Below are 20,307 nucleotides of genomic sequence, written 5' to 3'. Positions count from 1 at the left end.
GGTGCTGCACCAGTGGCTCAGGTGGCGCTCTCAACGGGCCCGTCCGCCTGGCCCCCAGGCGGCACGGACGAAGACCTGAAGGCCTCGGCGATCGCCGCGTACTGGGCCGCGAGGTTCAGGTCGGGCCCGCCAAGGGTGTCCGCGGCCTTGACCTGGGCCTCGTAGAGGAAGAACCTGGCCCGCTCCAGGCAGAAGGCGCGGACCTGCGCGTCGTTCATGTTGAGGACGTCGGCGCCCTTGTACCGGAACACGCCGATGACGTCCTCGGTCTGGGGCAGATCAGCGGCCCCGCTCGGCTGTCGCGATCGCTCCCAAGGCCGTTTGTCCTGTGCCATGCCGACCCCTTCCGCAGAACATGATGGCAGGGCGGAAACGGCCTCGGGAATTGTGGCCCCCTGAATACAGGTCAGGCGTAGCAGCGCGAGCGGGTGCCGATGCGGATGCCGGTCACGTTGCCGTAGCCCTGGATGCGCAGTGAGGCCTGGCGCCCTGGTTCGACGCAGCTGGTGTAGCCACTGCTGTAGAGGAAGTACGCGACACCGTGGTGCCGGGCGTTGTAGGCGTACCTGACGTCGGTGCGGCTGAAGGTCTGCCAGTAGCCGGTGACGTCTTTGTAGGCGCCCACCATGACCTCGTGACGCTCGTACAGACAGACGTACGGATGCCTGCATCCACCGAGCGATGACGATGACGCGTGAGCTGTCGTACCGGTCGCCAGACCTGACCCGATGAGCAGCGCGGCCGACGCGCACAGTACGGCGAGCCGTTGCGCAAGACGATGGCGCATGTCCTTTTCCCCCTAGTTGTACGGACGACGAGCTCATCAGGGGTCGGCCTCGAACAGGAGGGCGTGCGGGGGTAGTTCGGAGGTGCGTGTACGGGATGCGGCCGCTCCTGCGCCGTTCTTCACTCCCGTGCCTTACAGGAGGTGCCGACGGTTCGTCATCGGTCCTCAGGCAGAGGCGCCCGGGTGCGACTGGTCCGTCGCCAGCAGCAGGGCGAGGACGCCGAGGGCGGATCCCGTGGCGTACCGCTGTACCCGCAGCCAGGCGGGGCGCGCGGCGAGGAAGTCCGACAGGGTCCCCGCGGCCATGATGATGACCAGGTTCGCGCACTCGCTCACGACGACCTGGATGCCGCCGAAGACGAAGCCCTGGAGCAGGACGTCGCCCGCCCGGGTGTCCACGAACTGCGGGATCAGGGAGAGGTACAGCAGGGCGATCTTGGGGTTGAGGAGGTTCGTGACCAGCCCCATGACGAAGAGCCGGCGGGTGGAGGTGTCCGCCACCTCGCGCGGGGCGAATACGGACGCGCCGTCCGATCTGAAGGCCTGCCAGGCCAGCCAGCCCAGATAGGCGGCGCCCGCGATCTTGAAGGACGTGTACAGCACGGGGACGGTTCTCAGCACAGCCATCAGGCCGAGGTTCGTCACCACCACGAAGACCAGGGCGCCGACCGCGACCCCGCCCAGCGACACCACCCCGGCGCGGCGGCCCTGGGCGATGCTCCGCGAGACCATGTACATCATGTTCGGCCCGGGAGTGACCACGACGCCGAGGGATATCGCGGCCACGCTGATCCCGTTGCCCAGGTTCATCGTCGGTGCTCCCCGGTGTGGTCCGGGGAGTGCTCCCCCTCATTGCCGGAAGGCCGGGGTCCGCCACGGCGAACGGGCTTCCAGAGGAGTTTCCCGGAGTCGTGCACGACGGCGTTGCCGGTGATGTGATCGGCCGTCGAGGGAAAGTCCTCGCGGTGGTGCGCCCCTCGCGATTCCTCGCGGAGCAGCGCGGACTCGACGATCAGCCGGGAGGCCAGCAGGAGGTTCTCCAGGTCCAGGCACGTCTGCACCTGGACTGCCGCCCGAGGCCCGGAGGCGATGTCCAGCTTCTCCCGGCGCTCGTCCAGCGCCGCGATCGTCTCGGTCATCGCCAGGAGGTCACGGGCCGTACGGATCGGGCCGGCCTTCAAGTACATCTCCCGGCGCAGGAGTTGGAGCAGGACCTCGGGGCAGGCACCGTCCGGGGAGACGTCCATGCGGTAGGGCCCGGTGACCCGGATGTGCTGTTCCCGCGGTTCTGTCGGCGACCCCGTACCGGCGCCGTGGGTCGCCGCGTGCCGACCGGCGGTCCGGCCGAAGACGAGGGCTTCCGAGAGGCCGTTCCCGCCGAGGCGGTTGGCGCCGTGGGCGCCGCCCGCGGTCTCGCCCGCGGCGTACAGGCCGGGAATCGTGGTGCGGGCCGTGCTGTCGATCCGGAGTCCGCCCATCAGGAAGTGGGCGGTGGGCCGCACGGCGAGTACCGAGGTGGCCGCCGAGACGCCGAATCCCGGGCTGATCAGGCAGAGACGTTCGTACAGGGCCGGATAGCGCTCCGGTACGACCTGCGCGCAGGCGCCGAGATCGAGCCGGACCGTCGCGTCCGGGAAACCGCGCCCCTCCATGATCTCGCGGTAGGCGCCGCGCGACACCTTGTCCCGGGTGGCCTGTTCGCCCAGCGGGTCGTAGCGCAGCATGAACCGCTCGCCGTCACCGTTGAGCAGGGTCGCGCCGTCGAACCGTACGGCCTCCTCGACCGGCATGCCGTCGTACGTCGGTACGTCCGACGCGAGCCCCGTGGGATGGAACTGGACGTACTCCATGTCGATGGCCTCGGCGCCGGCCCACAGGCCGAGTGCCAGACCGTCGCAGGTCTTGTCCGTGGAGGCGGCCGACGGTGCGTACATCGAGGTGCCGCCGCCGTCCGCGAGGATCACGGAGTCCGCGGCGATCTCCAGAATCTCCAGGCTCTCGACGGACAACATCTCCAACCCGCGTACGTGTCCGTCGGCGTCGAGCAGGACCTCCGTGGCGCGCAGCCCCGAGCGGACCTCGACGCGGCCCTCCTGCACGAGCCGCGCCAGTCGGTCACCGAGCACCCGCTGGATGTGGAAGCCGAGCCGGTCCTCCAGGTGGACGGCTCGGGGCGCGCCGTTGCCGCCGAAGGGGCGGGTGGCGAACCGGCCGTCACCGCCTTTCTCGAAGCGCAGCCCGAGGCCTTCCAGCCACTCCACCAGGCCCAACGCGCCCTCGCAGAGCGTCCGTACGATGTCCTCGTCGCCGGCGAACGCCCCGCCCGCGAGGGTGTCCTCGATGTGGGCCGCGACGCTGTCGTCCGGCGCGACGGCCGCGTTGAAGGCGTGGGTCTTCCAGGTGCAGCCGCCCGCCGATGCCCAGCGGTGCCGGGCATGCTCGTAGAGGGCCTTCGTGACGAGGACGACCTGTGCGCCCTCAACTGCGGCCTCGATGGCGGCGGCCAGGCCCGCGCCACCGGCGCCGACGACGATCACACGCGGGGCCCATGCTGCGGGTACGGACGTCGTCCGAGCCTTGTTCACAGTCGTATTCGCGGTCGTATTCGCGGTCATGTTCACTGCCTTCGCCGGTGTCGTCGCCCTCTTGAGCCCGTCGCCCGGGTCAGAGCCGGGCACAGATCTCGTCGAGCAGTCGTCGCTCGGCCGCCTCGTCGTCGTCGACTCCGCCGAGCATGTAGCCGCCGAACTTCATGTGTCCGCGCTCCCGGCCGAGGGCGATCACGCCCCGGCCGATATCGGCGATGGCGGCTTCCACGTCCACGAGTTCGACCTCTGTGTTCTCGTGGACGTACAACTCGGTGAGGCGGCGGGCCGGAATGATCTCGCCGTGCGCGGCACGTACTTCGGGGTGGGTGCGGAAACTCTCCCAGTACATCCGCGAACCCGGGATCACACCGGGGGCCGCGACCGACACGGTGGTGATGGTGTCCCGATAGGTCTCCGCGAGGGAGAGCCAGGAGTCGACCTCTTCGTGGAGTTGTTTCCGGGTCGTACCGGGCAGCCCGAGAATTCCCGAGGCGTAGATCTTGTAGTCCAGCTCCTGGGCCAGTTCGAGTGCCTCATGAACCCGGTCGGGCCCTTTGTTGATGCCCTTGGAGTCGCCCTTGAGGAGTTTGGGGTCGAAAGCCTCCAGGCCGACGTTCCACGTGCGTACGAAGCCCTGGCACAGCTTGGCCGACTGGAGGAACTCGAAGACCAGGCCGTAGGCGAGGAGGAACCGGTGGTCCCGGAGGACCGGTGAGGCGGCGCAGCGTTCGGCGAGTTCGTCGAGGTAGCCGATGTCGCCGGACCACTGTGCCCTGGAGAAGCCGAGGGTGGAGTCGCCGGCTGCGTAGACATTGGCGCCGAGGCCGCCGACCGCCGTCTCGAGTGCGGGAACGATCGTGTCCATCCGGGCGAATTTCGGAGTGAGCCCCTGGATCGAGCAGTGTTTGCATCGGCGTCCGGGGCGCATTCCCCAGGTGCAGCCGGCGTCCAGGGGAAGCGTGACCATGCGTTTCAGGTCGTAGTGATGGGCGTACCAGACGGCGAACGCCTTGTCGTAATACCGCTCCAGTTGATCCTCGATGAGTGTGTAGTCGGGGAGGATGCGGCGGTCGAGCGGATAGGTGGGGGCGGGCTGGTTGACCACCTGGAGATGCCGACGATAGGCGAGGGACGGGACACGTTTCAGATCGAGTTGCCCCCGTAATGCGTACAGGAGGCCGAGCATGGTGAACGGTCCGTTGTTTCCCGTGCTGACGAAATCGACGAGCCGTCGGCCGTAGTGGCCGGTGAGTATTTCGCGGTGGAGGATTCCCGCATGGTCGTTGCCGAAGACGACGACCGCGTCGGGGTTCACTCGCTTGATCTCCGCGGCGACGATGAAGGCCCACAGCGCGGTGGCGGTGTAGACGGTGAACGCCGCCACGTCCGGGGGGTCCGCGGCGATGGCGGCGCGTACGTCGTCCCACGGGACATGGCTCAAGTCGAGGTATTTCCAGGAGAGTTCGGGGAGGTACCGCTCCTGGTAGGTGATCATCTCGACCAGGCCGGAGTGGGGGTAGACCGTTCCCTCGTTCCGGTACCGCTCCTGGCCGTCCACGCCGTCCACGAGGGCACCGCCGCCGGAGTGGCCGCCGCGGTGGGCGGAGGTGAGCGGCAGGGCGAAGTACCAGACGGACAGGGCGGCGGAGCCGGGGTCAGGTCCGGAACCCGAACCGGGTCCGCTACCTCCGGGCGGAGGGAACTCCCACTGGAACCGACCATCGATGCCGACGACTTCCTCCACCGGCTCCAAGCCCATCTCCACGACGTCTCCCACCACAGTCGGCACCAGGAGCGCCCCAGCGTCATCGCCCCCTCCCGGCCCTGTCACGCGCGGTTCCACTGAGCGGACCGGTTGTCGCGGACACGGCTCGGACACGGTGTCGGGAATCGCCGGACCACCGCACGCCGAGCCGTCCCCGCCGGCCCCGACCGCCCCGACGCTCAGCCGACAGACGCGAGGTACTCCCGGGCCCGCCCGAGCGGCCACACCTCGCCGATCTTGTGCTTGATGTCGAAGAGGTTGGCCGCGTGGATGTCCGGGTCCCGGTCGCCCACGGCCTCCTCGACCACGATCGGTACGAATCCGTGCTGCATGGCGTCCAGGGCGGTGGCCCGGACGCAGCCGCTGGTCGACAGTCCGCCGATGAGCAGGGTGTCGATTCCGTCGGCCGTGAGGTGGGCGGCCAGTTCGGTGCCGAAGAAGGCGCTCGGGCACTGCTTCGCCACGGTCAGCTCGTGCGGCTCCGGGGCCAGTCCGTCGATGAACTCGCCGAAGGGGCTGCCCTCCGCGAACGCCCGCAGGACCGGCACCTTGCGGAGGAAGAGACCGCCGTCGCTGCCGTCGGCCCGCAGCAGCACCCGCGTGACGATCACCGGGATCCCGGCCCGGCGGGCGGCGGCCAGGAGGAGCCTCATCGCGTCGACCGCCGGTTCGACGCCGGCGTAGAGCGGGCAGTCCGGGTCGGTGTAGGCGCGGGCGGGGTCCACCAGGATCAGGGCCGGGGACGCGCCGGGGGTGAGATGGCCGTCGAACCCGGCGCGCTCGTAGTCCTCCTGTGCGGAATCGGTCATGGTGACGTCCTTCGTGAAGTGGCTTTCTCCGGTGGGGTGTTGACGGTGGCGGCGTCGGCGGTACGGGGCCGCCCGCAGCGATGTGGGGAACGCCAGGCAGATCAGCCCGCCGACCGCGACGATGCCCGTGAGGACGAACCCCGTGGCGCGGATGTTGGCGACGAAGCGGTCCAGCTGGCCCGAGGCGAGCACGTTGAGCGTGTTCAGTGTCCCGTCGTAGGCGGCCTGGCGGGCCGGTTCGCTCAGCCCCGTCGTCGTGAACGCGAGGGCGAGGGCCGTGCTGAGCAGGTAGCCCACGTTCTGTGTGGTCGAGCGCAGGCCGTTGGCCATGCCGCGTCGGTCGGCCGGGACGCCGAGCATCAGCGCGCTGGTGCTGGGCGTCATGAACAGTCCGGTGCCGGCGCCGACGAGGAAGAGGAACGGGGCCACGGCCAGGAACGGCACGGTCGTCGTCGAGAGGGTCAGGGAGAAGCCCAGCAGACCGCATGCCGTGACCGCCATGCCCGTGGTCGTGAGTGTGCGTGGGGTGAAGCGGTCGAACAGGGAGCCGGCGGCGGCCGAGGTGATCAGCGTGCCGGCCGCGACCGGTGTCACCAGCACCCCCGCCTCCAGGGACGTGGCGCCGCCGACCGCCTGCTCGTGCAAGGACGCCAGGAGGACGACGGCGTAGCTCCCGACCGCGTTGGCGAGGACGGCCGCAAGCACCAGGGCGATCGCACGGGTGCGCAGCAGCGCCACGTCGACCAGGGGGTGAGAGCGTCGCGTCTGGACGACGACGAAGGCCGCGAACAGTGCGAGGGTCGCGGCGCCGCAGGCCCACGGCAGCCAGTCGGCGACGGTGGATGTGACGCCGGGTGTGAGGGTGAGGACGAGGGCGGTGAGCATCGCCGTGGACAGCAGCGCGCCCGGCAGGTCGAACGGTTCACGGGCCCGGCCGCCCCGCTCTCCGGTCGCGGGAACGGCCAGTACCGACGCGCCGAGCGCGACCAGTCCGATCGGTACGCAGACGACGAACAGCCCACGCCAGCCGAGCAGTTGGGTCGCCGCGCCGCCGACGACCGGTCCGGCGACCTGGGCCGTCGCGGCGACCGTGACGTTCCAGCCGAGGGCCCGGCCTAGCGTGCGCGCGGGGAACACGTCGGTGAGCAGGGCCGTGTTGTTGGTGATCACGGCGGCGGCACCGACGCCCTGCACGACCCGGGCCGCGATCAGGAACCCCGCCGACGGGGAGAGCGCCGCGAGCCCGGTCCCGGCCGTGAAGACGACGAGCCCGGCGAGGTACAGGCTGCGGCGGCCGACGATGTCGGCGAGCCGGCCGAAGACGAGGATCAGGGCGGTGGTGACCAGCATGTAGCCGAGCAGGATCCAGTCGGCCTGCCCGGGTTCTGCCCCCAGCTCCCGGGTGATCGTGGGCAGTGCGACGGCGAGACCGCTCATGTTGAGGAACACGGCGACCACGCCGACCGCGGTGGCGGCGAACACCCGCCACGGACCACGGACGGCGTGCTCGGTCACGCGGGCAGCGAGCGGGACTTCATCAACGGCTGGATGCGGGTGCCGAAGTTCTCCAGGCCTTCGAGGAAGTCGTCGAAGACGAGCATGATCCCCTTGGTGCCGTCGACCTCGGCGACCTCGTCGAGCAGCTTCGCGACGGTCTCGTACGACCCGACCAGCGTGCCCATGTTGAAGTTGACCGCGCCTTCGGGCAGCACGATGGTGCGGGCGGTGGAGGTGTCGTCGGCGGTGGTGTCCGTGGCGGACTCACCGGCCATGTACGCCAGCGCCGCGTGGTCCGCGTTGTCGTGGTAGTCCTGCCATTTCGCCCGGGCGGCCTCGTCGGTCTCGTCGGCGATGATCATGAAGAGGGAGAGTGCGCCGACGTCACGGCCCGTGCCCTCCGCCGCGTCCACGAGCGAGGCCGTGGTGTCCGACAGCGCGAGCGGGGTGTTGACCCCGCTGCCCAGGATGAAGTTGTACTCGGCGTGCTCGGCGGCGAACCGGATGCCCGTGGGACTCTGCCCGGCCGCGACGATGTCGATGTGCCCGTCCGCCGGGCGCGGCGAGAGCACGCAGTCGTCCATCTCGTAGAACTCGCCCTTGAAGTTGCTGACGCCCTCGCTCCACAGCTCCTTCATCACGGTGACGTACTCGGCGGCGCGGGCGTAGCGGTTGCCGAAGTGTTCGTCGCCGGGCCACAGGTCCATCTGGGAGTACTCGCCGGGTGCCCAGCCGGTGACGATGTTGATGCCGAAGCGGCCGGGGGCGATCGAGTCGATGGTCGTGGCCATGCGGGCGACGATCGCCGGGGGCAGGACGAGGATCGGGGTGGAGGCGTACAGCTTGATCCGTTCCGTCACGGCGGCCAGGCCCGCCATCAGCGTGAACGACTCCAGGTTGTGGTCCCAGAACTCGGTCTCGCCGCCGAATCCCTTGAGTTTGATCATCGAGAGCGCGAAGTCGAGCCCGTGCTCCTCGGCCTTCTGCACGATGGCCTTGTTCAGCTCGAAGCTCGGCAGGTACTGAGGTGAACTCTTCGATATGAGCCAGCCGTTGTTGCCGATGGGGATGAATACGCCGATGTCCATGCCGCTCCTGCTTTGACGGGTGGGAGGGGGAGAGTCTGACGGGGTGACAACGTCCGGACATGATCAAGGGGTTCCATACCCCGTTCACGACGCCCCGTTCCCCCGGATGCCGAGTATTGTCACCCGAGCCGGCACGGGTGGAACGCCGGGGCAACTCGGTCTGGAGCGCTGCCTGTTGAGAGCCGTGTGCGAGAGCGGGAGTCAAAGGTGAGAGTCCTGCGCAGCACCGCGTTATATGAGGCGGGAACGGTAAAATTTACGGTATGAACGCACGTCTGGCTCTGCTCGGCACCGTGGACCCCGGCGTCACCGAGAGCGAAGTGTTCCGGTTGGCACTGCAGCACGCGGTGGGCGAGCTGGGCGCGCTCGGGGGAGCGATTCACCTGCGCGGGCCGATGTCCGCGCTGCGGCTGGTGTCCTCGACCGGTCTGCCGCCCGCTCTCACCCGCCCGTGGGAGATCATCGACCAGGAGGGCCCGACGGCCCCGGCCAGGGCCGTGCACCAGGGCAGTGGCGTGTGGGTGCCCGTGTCCGCCACGCTCACGGGCCAGGAGCTCGCCTGGCCCGGCACCGGTCTCGCCGCCGTACCGGTGTCCGGCGGGGACCGCAGCATCGGCGCGCTCACGGTCCTGATGGGCGGGCAGGGCGAGCCCACCCCCCGGCAGTGGGACTTCCTCCGGGATCTGGTCGCCTGGACCGAGGAGCGGATGAGGCAGGCGCCCCCGCCCTCCAGACCTTCCCAGAGCGAGCCGAGCGGCCACCGCGAGCGGCTTCGGCAGGCTCTGAAGGAGGTCAGCGTCGGCTCGTGGGACTGGGACATCCAGGGCGGCGAGCTGCTCTGGGACGAGGCGGCCCTGGAGCTCTACGGCACCAGACCCGAGGACTACACCGCCAGGGTGGAGAACTGGATGGCGTGCGTCCACCCCGACGACCTGGCGCCGACGCTGGACGCGGTGGACCGGGCGATCCGCGAGCACGGCGTGTTCGAGGCCGAGTACCGGGTACGGCGCCTGGACGGCACGTACGGCTGGACGCAGGCCCGCGGCCGGGCGACCTACGACGAGCAGGGCGAGCCCCTCCGGATGATCGGCGTGGGCTGGGAGAGCAACGAGTCGCGGTCGGCCCGGGACGCGCTGAGCCGGGCCCTGCGCCACATGAGCGACGGGTTCCTCGCCGTGGACGAGGAGTGGCGGATCACCTTCGCCAACCTGGAGGCGGAGCGCACGCTGGGCCTGTCCGAGGAGGAGCTGTTCGGGCGCCTGCTGTGGGAGCTGCCCACGGTACGGAACGTCCCCGGCCTGGAGGACCGCTGCCGGAAGGCCGCGGCCGAGGAGACGCCCGTCGGCTTCGACGCCCAGCTGGAGGGCACGGGCCGTCGCCACCACCTGCGGCTGGTCCCGGGTCCCGACGGAGTCACCCTCTATCTCACCGACGTGACGGAGAAGCGGCAGCACGAGGAGGAGCGCCGGGCGTCCGAACTGGCGGTGGCCCGCCGCGCGGTCCGGATGGGCGAGTTGACGGCCGCCCTCGCCAAGGCGACGACCTCGCAGGACGTGGTGACCGCGGTGGCCCGCCGGGTGCTGCCGCCGTTCGCCGCCGCCGGGCTCCTGGTGCAGGCCGTCGAGGGCGACCGGCTGCACACCGTGGGCGCGGACGGCTACCCGGACGACTTCCTGGCCACCGTCGACGGCCACATCCGGACGCCCGGTGAGCCGGGCTGGGACGTGATCGCGTCCGGTCTGCCGATGTTCCTCTCCTCGACCGAGGAGTACGCGGCCCACTACCCGGAGCTGGCCGCCCGGCCGGAACGGGCGGGGAAGGAGGCGTGGGCGTTCCTCCCGCTGACCGCGTCCGGCAACACCTTCGGCGTCTGCGTCGTCGCCTTCGACCGCGCCCGCCGGCTCACCGACGAGGAACGCACCCTGCTGACCACGATCAGCGCCCTCGTCGCCCAGGCCCTGGAACGGGCGCGGCTCTACGACGCCGAGCACACCCGTTCCCGCGAACTCCAGCGCAGTCTGCTCCCCCGGGCCCTGCCCGAGCTGCCGGCGTGCACCGCGGCCGCCCGTTACCTGCCCGCGGGCCAGGGCATGGACGTGGGCGGCGACTGGTACGACATCATCCCGCTCTCCGGCGGCCAGGTCGCCCTGGTGGTCGGCGACGTCATGGGCCACGGCCTCCCGGAGGCGGCGACGATGGGCCGGCTGCGCACCGCGCTGCACACCCTCGCCGACCTGGAGCTGCCGCCCGACGAGATCATGAGCCACCTGAACGAACTCGTCGCCGGGATGGGCGAGGAGTCGTACGTGACGTGTCTGTACGCGCTCTACGACTCGACGACGCAGATCTGTTCCATCGCCGGGGCCGGTCATCCGCCGCCGGCCGTGGTCCACCCGGACGGCACCGTGCACTTCCCGGAACTGTCTGCCGATCCGCCCCTCGGCGCGGCGGAACCCCCTTTCGAGACGGTCGAGCTGAAGGTGCCGGAGGGCAGTCTCCTCGTGCTGTACACCGACGGGCTGGTGGAGTCGTCGAAGCGTGAGATGGACGAGGGCATGGCGGACCTGGCCCGCCTGTTGAGTTCGGCGTACCGGACCGAGTCCGGCGCGGAGGCGGACCTGGAGGACCTCTGCGACACCCTCACGGCGGGCCTGCTCCCCGCCGAGCACTCGACGGCCGACGACGCCGCCCTCCTCGTCGCCCGCCTCCACGCCCTGACGAGCGACAAGATCGCCTCCTGGCCGCTCCCCCAAGACCCACGCGCCGCCGGTCAGGCCCGCCGTCACGTCCGGGAGCAGTTGCGCACCTGGGGCCTGGAGGACCTGACCCCGACCACGGAACTCCTGGCGAGCGAGCTGGTCGGCAACGTCGTACGCCATGCCAAGGGTCCGGTCAGTCTGCGTCTGTTGCACGGCGCCGAGCTGATCTGCGAGGTCTTCGACGGCAGTCTGACGATGCCCCGTATCCGCCGTGCCACGGAGACGGACGAGGGCGGTCGCGGTCTGCAGCTGATCACCGCCCTCTCCCAGCGCTGGGGCACCCGCTACACGCCGACGGGCAAGTGCATCTGGACGGAGCAGACCCTGGGCGCCCCCGAGGCCCGGCAGGAACTCCCTGACGACACCCTGGAGTTGATGTTCCCGACCGTGGTGGACTTCACCGGGGATCTCGACTCGCTGCCGTTCGGGGACGAGGACTGACGGACCCGTGGTGAGGGCTCGGCGCAGCCGGTCCTTGGGCTTTGTAGTAGGCGCCGCCGAAGGGCAGGAACCAGGCGGTGCCGTTGGAGAAGGGCGGCACGGGGACCTTCGGGAAGCCGAGGCCGCGCCAGGGGTTGGCCTCCGGTGGCCGTCCATGACCCCGGCGACAACTCAGCGCGGCTCCACGGCGGTTGGGTCCCTGACGTAGCCCTTCTCCTTGTCGACCACGTTCCGCAGCGGACGGCCCTCCGCCCTGCGGGTGAGGTTCTCCAGGAAGAGGTCCGCCAACTCGGCGCGCCAGCCGGTGACTTCGCCCGCCGTGTGCGGGGAGACGATCACGCCGGGCATGTCCCACAGCGGTGAGGCGGCGGGCAGCGGCTCCTGCGCGAAGACGTCCAGGGCGGCTCCGGCCAGGCGCCCGTCCGCGAGGTGCTTGACGAGCGCCTCTTCGTCCACGAGGCCGCCCCTGCCGACGTTGACGAGCCGCGCTCCGGGTTTCATCGCGCCGAGGGCGGAGGCGTCGACCATGCAGCGGGTGGCCGGGGTGAGCGGGGCCGCGAGGATCACGTAGTCCGCCTCGGCCAGCGCTCCTCGCAGGCTCGTGCCCTCGTGCACCGTCCCGAAGTCCGGGTCGTCGGTGCGTGCGGTGCGTCCGGCGCCGCAGACCCGCATGCCGACGGCGCGCAGCATGCGGGCGACGGCGCGGCCGATGGGCCCGGTCCCCCACACCAGCGCCGTACGGCCGCCGATGCGTTCGCTGTCGCGGGGCCGCCACTCGCGGCGCCGCTGGTGTTCCCAGCTGCCGGGGAAGTCCTTGGCGAGGGCGAGGATCAGGCCGAGGACGTATTCGGCGATGGCCCGGTCGTAGACGCCCCGTGAGTTGGTGAGCACCACGTCCGGGTGGTCGACCAGCGCGGGGAAGAGCAGCGAGTCCACTCCGGCGGCGGCCACGTGGACCCAGCCCGGGGCCAGGGCCGGATTCTTCGGCCAACTCGCCGCGACCGCCGGGGTGATGGAGTGCCAGCACAGGAGGATGTCCGCGCCGGGCAGGAGGAGCGGGAGTTCCTCCTCGGTGGCGTACACCGTGTCCGCGAGGCGTTCGATGTCCTCGGCGTTCGGCGGCAGGGTCCCCTGGTGCAGGACGACGAGTAGGTCAGCCACGGCCGTCCGCCGCCACGGGAACCACGGGGATGGCGAGGTACTTGTATTCCAGGAACTCGTCGATGCCGACCCGTCCGCCCTCACGGCCGAGACCGGACTGCTTGACGCCGCCGAAGGGCGCGGCGGGGTTGGACACCAGGCCGGTGTTGATACCGACCATTCCGGTCTCCAGCCGCTCCCCCACGCGCAGAGCGCGGTCGAGGTCGCGGGTGAACAGGTAGCCGACCAGGCCCCATTCGGTGTCGTTGGCGGCGCGGACGACCTCGTCCTCGGTGTCGAAGGTGAGGATGGCGGCGACCGGGCCGAAGATCTCCGCGCGCATCAGCTCCGAGTCCGCGCGGACCTCGGTGATGACCGTCGGCGGGTAGAAGTGGCCCGGCCCGTCCGGGACTTCGCCGCCGGTCAGCACCTTGGCGCCGCGTGTGACGGCGTCCTGGACGAGGCCGTCGGCCTTGGCGCGTCCGGCGGCGTCGATCAACGGGCCCACCTGGGAGCCGGGTTGGGTACCGGGACCGACGGACAGTGCGGACATGCGCTCGGCGAGCCGCGCGGCGAACGCCTCGGCGACGTCGCGGTGCACGAAGAAGCGGTTGGCGGCGGTGCACGCCTCGCCCATGTTCCGCATCTTCGCGACCATGGCGCCGTCGACGGCCCGGTCGAGGTCGGCGTCCTCGAAGACGATGAAGGGCGCGTTGCCGCCCAGCTCCATGGAGGTGCGGACGACGGTGTCGGCGCACTGGGCGAGGAGCAGCCGCCCGACCTGAGTCGACCCGGTGAAGGAGAGTTTACGCACGCCTCCGCCGCGCAGCAGGGGTTCGATCACTCCGGCGGCGTCGGTCGTGGTCACGACGTTGAGGACACCCTCGGGCAGTCCCGCCTCGGTGAGGATTCCGGCGAGGGCCAGGCTGGAGAGCGGGGTCTGCGGGGCGGGCTTGAGGACCATGGTGCAGCCCGCCGCGATCGCGGGGCCTATCTTGCGGGTGCCCATGGCAAGGGGGAAGTTCCACGGGGTGATGAGGAGACAGGGGCCCACCGGCTGCCGCATGACCAGGACGCGGTTGGCTCCGTCGGGGGTCCGGGTGAACCCGCCGTCGATCCGTACGGCCTCCTCGGAGAACCAGCGGAAGAACTCCGCCGCGTAGCCGACCTCGCCGCGTGCCTCCGCGAGGGGTTTGCCCATCTCCAGAGTCATCAACAGGGCGAGTTCTTCCCGCCGTTCGAGGATGATCTCGTAGGCGCGGCGCAGGATCTCGCTGCGGGCGCGGGGTGCGGTGGCCGCCCAGGCGTCCTGTGCCGCCACCGCCGCGTCGAGGGCGAGTTGCCCGTCGGCCGGTGCGGCGTCGGCGACCTCGCACAGCCGCTCGCCGGTCGCCGGGTCGTCGACGGCGAAGCGGCCGCCGTCGGTCGCGTCCTGCCAACTCCCGCCGATGAACAACTGCTTGGGGACGGTGTCGACGACGGACACGGTGTCGACGGCGGACGTGGACGTCGTGGTGGTGGTCATCAGCGGGTGCCTCCGGGCGGGTTCGGGTCGAGCAGTTGGGCCAGGTGCCGGGCCTGCGGGCCGTCCGGGCCGGTCAGATGGGCCGCCTGGGTACGGCAACTGAAGCCGTCCGCGAGGACGGTGGCGTTCGGGTCGAGCGCGGCGAGCTTCGGGGCGAGGGAGAGGGCACCGACAGCCATCGACGTGTCGTAGTGCTCCGCTTCGAAGCCGAAGTTGCCGGCCAGGCCGCAGCAGCCGTTCGCCTCGTCGACCTGTCCGACGCCGAGGCGGCGCAGGAGTGCGCTCTGGGTGGACTCGCCGAAGACGGCGTACTCGTGGCAGTGGGTCTGGAGCGTGACCTGGTCGGGGACGGCCTCGGGTTTCCAGTCGGGGTCGGCGAGTTCGGTCAGCGCGCCGGAGAAGGTGTGGACGCGTGCGGCGACCCGGCGTGCGGTGTCGGTGCCGAGGAGCGCGGGTGCGTCGTGGCGGAGTGCGGCGGCGCAGCTCGGTTCGGGTACGACGATGGGCAACTCGCCCGAGCCCTCGGCGTCGAGTCGTTCGACGGTACGGGTCAACACCCGCCGGGCGATGCCCAGTTGGCCGGTGCTGATCCAGGTGAGCCCGCAGCACAGTCCGTCGCGCACGGTCGCGGGCACCCCGGCGTCGGCCAGGACGCGGGCGGCGGCTCCGGCGACGTCGGGGCGGAAGGCGCGGGTGAAGGAGTCGACGAGCAGGACGGCGGCCGGAGTCGCCGGTTGCGGGGGCAGGTGCGCCGGGAGGTCACGGCGTCGGGCGAAGCGCGGCAGGGCGCGCTCGGTGGTCACCCCGCCGAGCCGTGCCACCAGCCGGCCCAAAGGCCCACCGAGCACGGCGTTCACGGGCCGCGCGAACCAGCGGGCCAGCGCCGCCCACCAGGGCAGCCAGCCCAGGCTGTAGTGACTCAGCGGGCGCAGCCGACGTCGGTAATGCCGGTGCAGGAACTCCGACTTGTACGTCGCCATGTCGACGCCCACCGGACAGTCGGCGGCGCAGGCCTTGCAGGACAGGCATAGGTCGAGGGCGTCCCGTACCTCCGTCGAGCGGCCGCCGTCGGTGATCACGGTGCCCGGGCCGTCGCGCAGCATCTCCTGCAACAGCCGGGCGCGGCCCCGCGTGGAGTCGCGTTCGTCGTGGGTGGCGCGGTAGCTCGGGCACATGGCTCCGCCGGTGTCGCTGCGGCAACGCCCCACGCCGATGCACCGGCTCGCCGCCGAGGCGAGGCCGCCCGGGTCGTCGGGGAAGGTGAAACCCCCTTGCCGCACATAGGAGTTGACCGGTGCACGGGAGGTGATCGGGTACAGCGCGAGGTCGGCGTCGACGGCCGCCGGATCGACGATCACCCCGGGATTGAGGATGCCGTCGGGGTCGTACAGCCGCTTGTAGGAGGCGAACGCGGCGCGCATGCGCGGGCTGTACATGGTGGCGAGGAGTTCGCTGCGGGCGCGGCCGTCGCCGTGTTCGCCGGACAGGGTGCCGCCGTGCGAGACGACCAGCGTGGCGGCCTCCGCGAGGAAGGCGCGCATGGCGGCGGCGCCCTCCGGCGTCGCGGGGTCGAAGTCGATGCGGACGTGGACGCAGCCCGCGCCGAAGTGGCCGTACAGCACGCCGGTGAAGTCGTGCTTGGTGAGGAGGGTGCGGAAGTCCCGTAGGTAGTCGGCGAGTTGGTGCGGGTCGACGGCCGCGTCCTCCCAGCCGGGCCAGGATGTTCCGCCGTCGACGAGGCGGGCGGCGAGTCCGGCGCCGTCCTCGCGTACGCGCCACAGGGAGCGGCGTTCGGCGGGGTCGTCGATGACGCGGCCCGCCACCATCCGTTCCCCGGCGCGGAGTTCGGCGAGGACGTCGGCGGCCCGTGCGTCGGCGTCGGTCTGGTCGGTGCCGTCGAGTTCGACGTAGAGCCAGGCGGCGCCCTCGGGCAGACCGGTGACGGCCTGCGGGCCGCGTCGGTGGCGGAGGGTCGCGACGATGGCCTCGTCCATGCCCTCGACGGCGGTGGGCCGGTGGCGCAGGATCGCGGGCACGTCCATGGCGGCGTCCACGACGTCCCGGTAGCCGAGCGCCAGCAGCGTGGTCGCCGCCGGCACGGGGTGCAGTCGTACGGTCGCGCGGGTGACGATCGCGCAGGTGCCCTCGGTGCCGACCAGGGCGCGGGCCGCGTGTCGGCCGTGCTCGGGGAGGAGGTGGTGGAGCTGATAGCCGGAGACCTGGCGGGGGATGCGGCCGAGTTCGGTGCGCAGGGCGGCGAGGTTGGCGTCGACGAGCCGGGTCAACTCGGCGTCCAGGCTGGCGATTTCGGCCGCGTTCTCGCTCTCGACGGCGCTCAGTCCCCCGGCTCCGGCCACCGCGCGCACTCCCGTGGCCGTGACGATCTCCAGTTCCTCGACGTGCTCGACCGTCCGGCCGTAGCGCACCGAGTGGTTGCCGCACGCGTCGTTCCCGATCATCCCGCCGAGGGTGCAGCGGCTGTGGGACGACGGGTCGGGGCCGAAGAACAGGCCGTGCGGTGCGGCGGCGCGCTGGAGGTCGTCGAGGACGACGCCGGGTTCGACGACGGCGGTGCGGGTGCCGGGGGCGACGGCGATGACCTTGTTCAGGTGGCGCGAGAAGTCGAGGACCACGCCGGGTCCGATCGCGTTACCGGCCATGCTGGTGCCCGCTCCGCGCGCGGTGAGCGGGACGCGCAGGTCGCGGCAGGCCCGTACGAGCGCGGCCACGTCCTCGGCGGAGCGCGGGAAGGCGACGGCGAGGGGCGGCACCCGGTAGTTGGACGCGTCGTACGCGTACGCGGCGCGCCGCCCTTCCCCCGTGTCGACCTCCAGGCCCGGAGCCGTCCGGGCCAGCAGGTCGACCAGGGAGCGGGCGTCGGTCATCCGGCGGTGCCCACCGCGACGGCGGCCGACCAGGCGCGCAGTCCCTCGTCGATCGCGCCCGCGTCGACGATCAGCGGCGGGATCATGCGGACGACGTTGCCCCACGGGCCACAGGGCAGCAGGAGCATTCCTTCGTCAACAGCCGCCTTCATCACGCGAGTTGCCGTCCCGGGGTCGGGTTCGCCCGCCTCCGTCACGAACTCGCTCGCCAGCATCAGACCGAGCCCGCGCACGTCGCCGATCGCGGGGTTCTTCGCGGCGACCTCGTCGAGGCCCGCGCGCAGCCGGGCGCCCATGGTGGCGGCGTTGGCGACGAGGTTCTCCTCCTCGACGACGTCGAGCGTGGCGACGGCCGCCGCGCAGGCGACCGCATTCCCACCGTACGTGCCGCCCTGCGAACCGGGCCGGGCCTTCCGCATCAGCTCTTCGGAGGCGGCGATGCCGGACAGCGGGAAGCCGCTGGCCAGGCCCTTGGCCGTGATGAGGATGTCGGGGCGGACGCCGAAGTGGTCGTGGCCCCAGAAGCGGCCGGTGCGGCCGACTCCGGTCTGGATCTCGTCGAGGACGAGCAGGATGCCGTGACGGTCGGCGCGTTCCCGGAGGCCTTGCAGGAAGGCGGAGTTGGCGGGGACGTAGCCGCCCTCGCCGAGGACCGGCTCGACGAAGATCGCGGCGGTGTCGTCGGGATCGGAGACGGTCTGGAGGAGCTGGTCGAACTCGCGCAGCGCGAACCGGGTCGCCGTCTCCTCGTCCCAGCCGTAGTGGAACGCGTGCGGGAACGGTGTGACGACGACCCCGCCCATGAGCGGGCCGAACCCGGTGCGCACCTTGGCGCCGGAGGTGGTCATCGACGCGGCGGCGACCGTACGGCCGTGGAAACCGCCGTGGCAGACGACGACGTTGGGGCGGCCGGTGGCCTGGCGGGCGAGCCGCAGCGCGGCCTCGACGGCCTCGCTGCCGGAATTGGCGAAGAAGAGGCTGTCGAGTCCCTCGGGCAGGACCGTGCCCAGCCGTTCGACCAGGCGCTGCAACGGCCGGTGCATGACCGTCGTGTACTGGCCGTGGATCAGCGTGGCGACCTGCTCCTGCGCGGCGGCGACCACCTTGGGGTGGCAGTGGCCGGTGCTGGTGACGCCGATGCCGGCGGTGAAGTCCAGATAGCGGCGGCCGTCCGTACCGAAGAGGTGCACCCCCTCGCCGCGTTCGACGACGACCGGTGTGGCCTGGCGCAGGTGCTCGGACAGGTGGCTCATACGGCGGTTCTCCCACGACGTGAGGAGGTGCGGGGGACATCTCTCACCCTGTGGGCGGTGCGCCGGAAGGGGCAACGGTCAACGTGTCCGCCCGGCCCGCCCGGTGTGGACGGTCTGTCAACCGGACCGCGTCCGCGGAACACACTGTCCACCCGCCGGTGGCGAAGCGAACACGGTGTTCATTGACGGTGGCCGCGCACTGAACCAGGGTGTTGCCAACCCCGGACCGCCTCACCGTCCCCCTTCTCCCCTCGGTGATCTGCTCTCACCTCGGTGATCCGTCGGTCTCTCCGGCGTACAGCGGCGTACGCATTCGAATGCTTGACGCACGACCTCCTCCGCCCCTGCGTCCCCAGGAGCCTCAAGCATGTCCGTGACCTCGTCCTCGACCACCTCGGGGGGCTCGTCGCTCGACGACGCGCCCGTCAGTTCCTTCCACCGTCGGATCATGGCGGTCGCCATGGGCGGCCCGTTCTGCGACGGCTATCTGCTCGGCGTGATGGGCGTCGCCCTCGGCCTCATCACCCCGGCGCTCGCCCTCGACACCCTGTGGACCGGCCTGGTCGCCGCGTCCGTCCTGATCGGCGTGTTCATCGGCGGTGCGGTATTCGGCCCGATCACCGACCGGGTCGGCCGTCATCTGATGTACGTCCTCAACCTCGCCGCCTTCGTGGTCTTCTCGGCGTTGCAGTTCTTCGTCGCGGAGGCCTGGCAGCTGGTGTTGCTGCGGCTGCTCATCGGCGTCGCGATCGGCGCCGACTACCCCATCGCCTCCGCGCTCACCACCGAACTGGTCCCCCGCCGGCTCCGCGGCCCGGCCCTGTCCGGCCTGGTGCTGGCCTGGTGGATCGGCTACGGCGTGAGCTACTGGGTCGGCTGGGCGCTGACCGGTCTCGGCGACGACGCCTGGCGCTGGATGCTGGTCTCCGGCGCGGTACCGGCGCTGGTCTTCCTCGTCTTCCGTGCCGGCATCCCCGAGTCGCCGCGCTGGCTGGCCTCGCGCGGCCGGATGGACGAGGCGCGGGCCGTCGTACGCGAACACCTCGGCCCCGACATCGACGCCGACGAGCTCCTCGCCGAACCTCAGCGGGAACAGCGCGGCGGTTCGGGTCTCGGCAACCTCGTCGAGATCTTCAAACGCGGCTACACGGTCCCCGTGGTCTTCTGTTCCGTGTTCTGGATCTGTCAGGTCGCGCCCGCCTTCGCGGTCCGCTCCTTCCAGCCGCAGATGCTGTCGGCCTTCGGCGTGGAGAGCACGTACGGCGCGAGCGCGCTGATCACCACGCTCGCCGTGGCCGGCATCGCCCTCGGCCTGGTGGTCGTGAACCGGATCGGCCGCCGCCCGCTGCTCATCAGCACCTTCGCCTGCATCAGCGTCTCGTTGCTCGCGCTGGCGGTGCTGCCGCTGCACTGGGCGTTCCTGGTGGTGACCCTGTTCGCCGCGTTCCAGTTCTTCGAGGCGGCGGGCAGCGGGCTTCAGTTCGTCTACCCGAGCGAGCTGTTCCCGACCGATCTGCGGGCCACAGGAGTCGGCATCGCGACCGCGATGAGCCGGGTCGGCTCGGCCACGTCGACGTTCCTCCTCCCCATCGCCGCCGACGACCTGGGCGTGCGCGGCACGTTGGGCATCGCGGTGGTGATCACGCTGGCGGGGCTCGTCGTGTCGTACTTCCTCGCCCCCGAGACCAAGGACCTGGCCCTGAAGGACGTGGGTCTGGCCAAGGCCGTCAGCCGTTCCTGAAGCCACCGAGTTCTCCGAACACCCCTCCC

The 20,307-nt window shown here is 71.0% G+C and carries 13 protein-coding genes; 2 read left to right on the top strand and 11 right to left on the bottom strand.

Annotated elements, in window-relative coordinates; translation table 11 throughout:
* Positions 1–17 precede the first annotated feature (17 nt).
* The 7 genes from OG714_RS50870 to rutA form a co-directional block, all read right to left on the bottom strand.
* Complete coding sequence (locus OG714_RS50870; RefSeq protein ID WP_406131301.1) at positions 18–335, bottom strand: hypothetical protein; 318 nt, start codon at positions 333–335, stop codon at positions 18–20.
* A gap of 71 nt (positions 336–406) precedes the next feature.
* Complete coding sequence (locus OG714_RS50865; RefSeq protein WP_406131300.1) at positions 407–787, bottom strand: hypothetical protein; 381 nt, start codon at positions 785–787, stop codon at positions 407–409.
* A gap of 165 nt (positions 788–952) precedes the next feature.
* Positions 953–1,597, bottom strand: coding sequence for a LysE family translocator (locus OG714_RS50860; protein WP_406131299.1), 645 nt, complete (start codon positions 1,595–1,597; stop codon positions 953–955).
* Positions 1,594–3,402: an L-aspartate oxidase gene (locus OG714_RS50855; protein WP_406131298.1), complete on the bottom strand. Its 1,809-nt coding sequence runs from the start codon at positions 3,400–3,402 to the stop codon at positions 1,594–1,596. Before OG714_RS50855 ends, OG714_RS50860 begins: the two co-directional genes overlap by 4 nt.
* 49 nt (positions 3,403–3,451) lie before the next feature.
* Positions 3,452–5,164 carry a B12-binding domain-containing radical SAM protein gene (locus OG714_RS50850; protein ID WP_406131297.1) on the bottom strand — a complete coding sequence of 571 codons (1,713 nt, stop codon included), beginning with the start codon at positions 5,162–5,164 and terminating at the stop codon, positions 3,452–3,454.
* A 155-nt stretch (positions 5,165–5,319) separates the two neighbouring features.
* Positions 5,320–7,464 carry an MFS transporter gene (locus OG714_RS50845; protein ID WP_406131296.1) on the bottom strand — a complete coding sequence of 715 codons (2,145 nt, stop codon included), beginning with the start codon at positions 7,462–7,464 and terminating at the stop codon, positions 5,320–5,322.
* The gene (gene rutA, locus OG714_RS50840) at positions 7,461–8,534 is read right to left on the bottom strand and encodes a pyrimidine utilization protein A (RefSeq protein WP_406131295.1); all 1,074 of its coding nucleotides are present in this window, start codon (positions 8,532–8,534) and stop codon (positions 7,461–7,463) included. The genes OG714_RS50845 and rutA overlap by 4 nt, the downstream gene beginning before the upstream one ends.
* A gap of 263 nt (positions 8,535–8,797) precedes the next feature.
* On the opposite strand from rutA, the gene OG714_RS50835 reads away from it, so the two are divergent.
* Positions 8,798–11,734: a SpoIIE family protein phosphatase gene (locus OG714_RS50835; RefSeq protein WP_406131294.1), complete on the top strand. Its 2,937-nt coding sequence runs from the start codon at positions 8,798–8,800 to the stop codon at positions 11,732–11,734.
* Between the two features lie 171 nt (positions 11,735–11,905).
* On the opposite strand, the gene OG714_RS50830 is transcribed toward OG714_RS50835, so the two are convergent.
* Genes OG714_RS50830 through OG714_RS50815 form a run of 4 tightly spaced genes read right to left on the bottom strand, consistent with a single transcriptional unit; the run spans position 11,906 to position 18,537 of the window.
* Positions 11,906–12,895: a D-2-hydroxyacid dehydrogenase gene (locus tag OG714_RS50830; RefSeq protein WP_406131293.1), complete on the bottom strand. Its 990-nt coding sequence runs from the start codon at positions 12,893–12,895 to the stop codon at positions 11,906–11,908.
* Positions 12,888–14,399 carry an NAD-dependent succinate-semialdehyde dehydrogenase gene (locus OG714_RS50825; protein ID WP_406131292.1) on the bottom strand — a complete coding sequence of 504 codons (1,512 nt, stop codon included), beginning with the start codon at positions 14,397–14,399 and terminating at the stop codon, positions 12,888–12,890. Before OG714_RS50825 ends, OG714_RS50830 begins: the two co-directional genes overlap by 8 nt.
* Positions 14,399–17,284, bottom strand: coding sequence for an FAD-binding and (Fe-S)-binding domain-containing protein (locus tag OG714_RS50820; RefSeq protein ID WP_406131291.1), 2,886 nt, complete (start codon positions 17,282–17,284; stop codon positions 14,399–14,401). The genes OG714_RS50825 and OG714_RS50820 overlap by 1 nt, the downstream gene beginning before the upstream one ends.
* Entirely contained in the window at positions 17,281–18,537 is a 1,257-nt protein-coding gene (locus tag OG714_RS50815) for an aspartate aminotransferase family protein (RefSeq protein WP_406131290.1), read from the bottom strand. Before OG714_RS50815 ends, OG714_RS50820 begins: the two co-directional genes overlap by 4 nt.
* Before the next feature lie 367 nt (positions 18,538–18,904).
* Here OG714_RS50815 and OG714_RS50810 point away from each other — a divergent pair, with 367 nt between their 5' ends.
* Entirely contained in the window at positions 18,905–20,278 is a 1,374-nt protein-coding gene (locus OG714_RS50810; protein WP_406131289.1) for an MFS transporter, read from the top strand.
* Positions 20,279–20,307: the final 29 nt, after the last annotated feature.

It is taken from the genome of Streptomyces sp. NBC_00989 (assembly GCF_045162655.1).
GTDB lineage: Bacteria > Actinomycetota > Actinomycetes > Streptomycetales > Streptomycetaceae > Streptomyces.
The sequence above is the reverse complement of the archived record's forward strand: the minus strand, read 5'-3'. Positions and strand labels throughout refer to the sequence as shown.

Bases quoted from the DNA above. Each gene is read 5' to 3' on its own strand.
- OG714_RS50820 (WP_406131291.1), bottom strand. From the start codon at position 17,284: ATGACCGACGCCCGCTCCCTGGTCGACCTGCTGGCCCGGACGGCTCCG.
- OG714_RS50865 (WP_406131300.1), bottom strand. From the start codon at position 787: ATGCGCCATCGTCTTGCGCAACGGCTCGCCGTACTGTGCGCGTCGGCC.
- rutA (WP_406131295.1), bottom strand. From the start codon at position 8,534: ATGGACATCGGCGTATTCATCCCCATCGGCAACAACGGCTGGCTCATA.
- OG714_RS50815 (WP_406131290.1), bottom strand. From the start codon at position 18,537: ATGAGCCACCTGTCCGAGCACCTGCGCCAGGCCACACCGGTCGTCGTC.
- OG714_RS50825 (WP_406131292.1), bottom strand. From the start codon at position 14,399: ATGACCACCACCACGACGTCCACGTCCGCCGTCGACACCGTGTCCGTC.
- OG714_RS50870 (WP_406131301.1), bottom strand. From the start codon at position 335: ATGGCACAGGACAAACGGCCTTGGGAGCGATCGCGACAGCCGAGCGGG.
- OG714_RS50855 (WP_406131298.1), bottom strand. From the start codon at position 3,402: ATGACCGCGAATACGACCGCGAATACGACTGTGAACAAGGCTCGGACG.
- OG714_RS50810 (WP_406131289.1), top strand. From the start codon at position 18,905: ATGTCCGTGACCTCGTCCTCGACCACCTCGGGGGGCTCGTCGCTCGAC.
- OG714_RS50835 (WP_406131294.1), top strand. From the start codon at position 8,798: ATGAACGCACGTCTGGCTCTGCTCGGCACCGTGGACCCCGGCGTCACC.
- OG714_RS50860 (WP_406131299.1), bottom strand. From the start codon at position 1,597: ATGAACCTGGGCAACGGGATCAGCGTGGCCGCGATATCCCTCGGCGTC.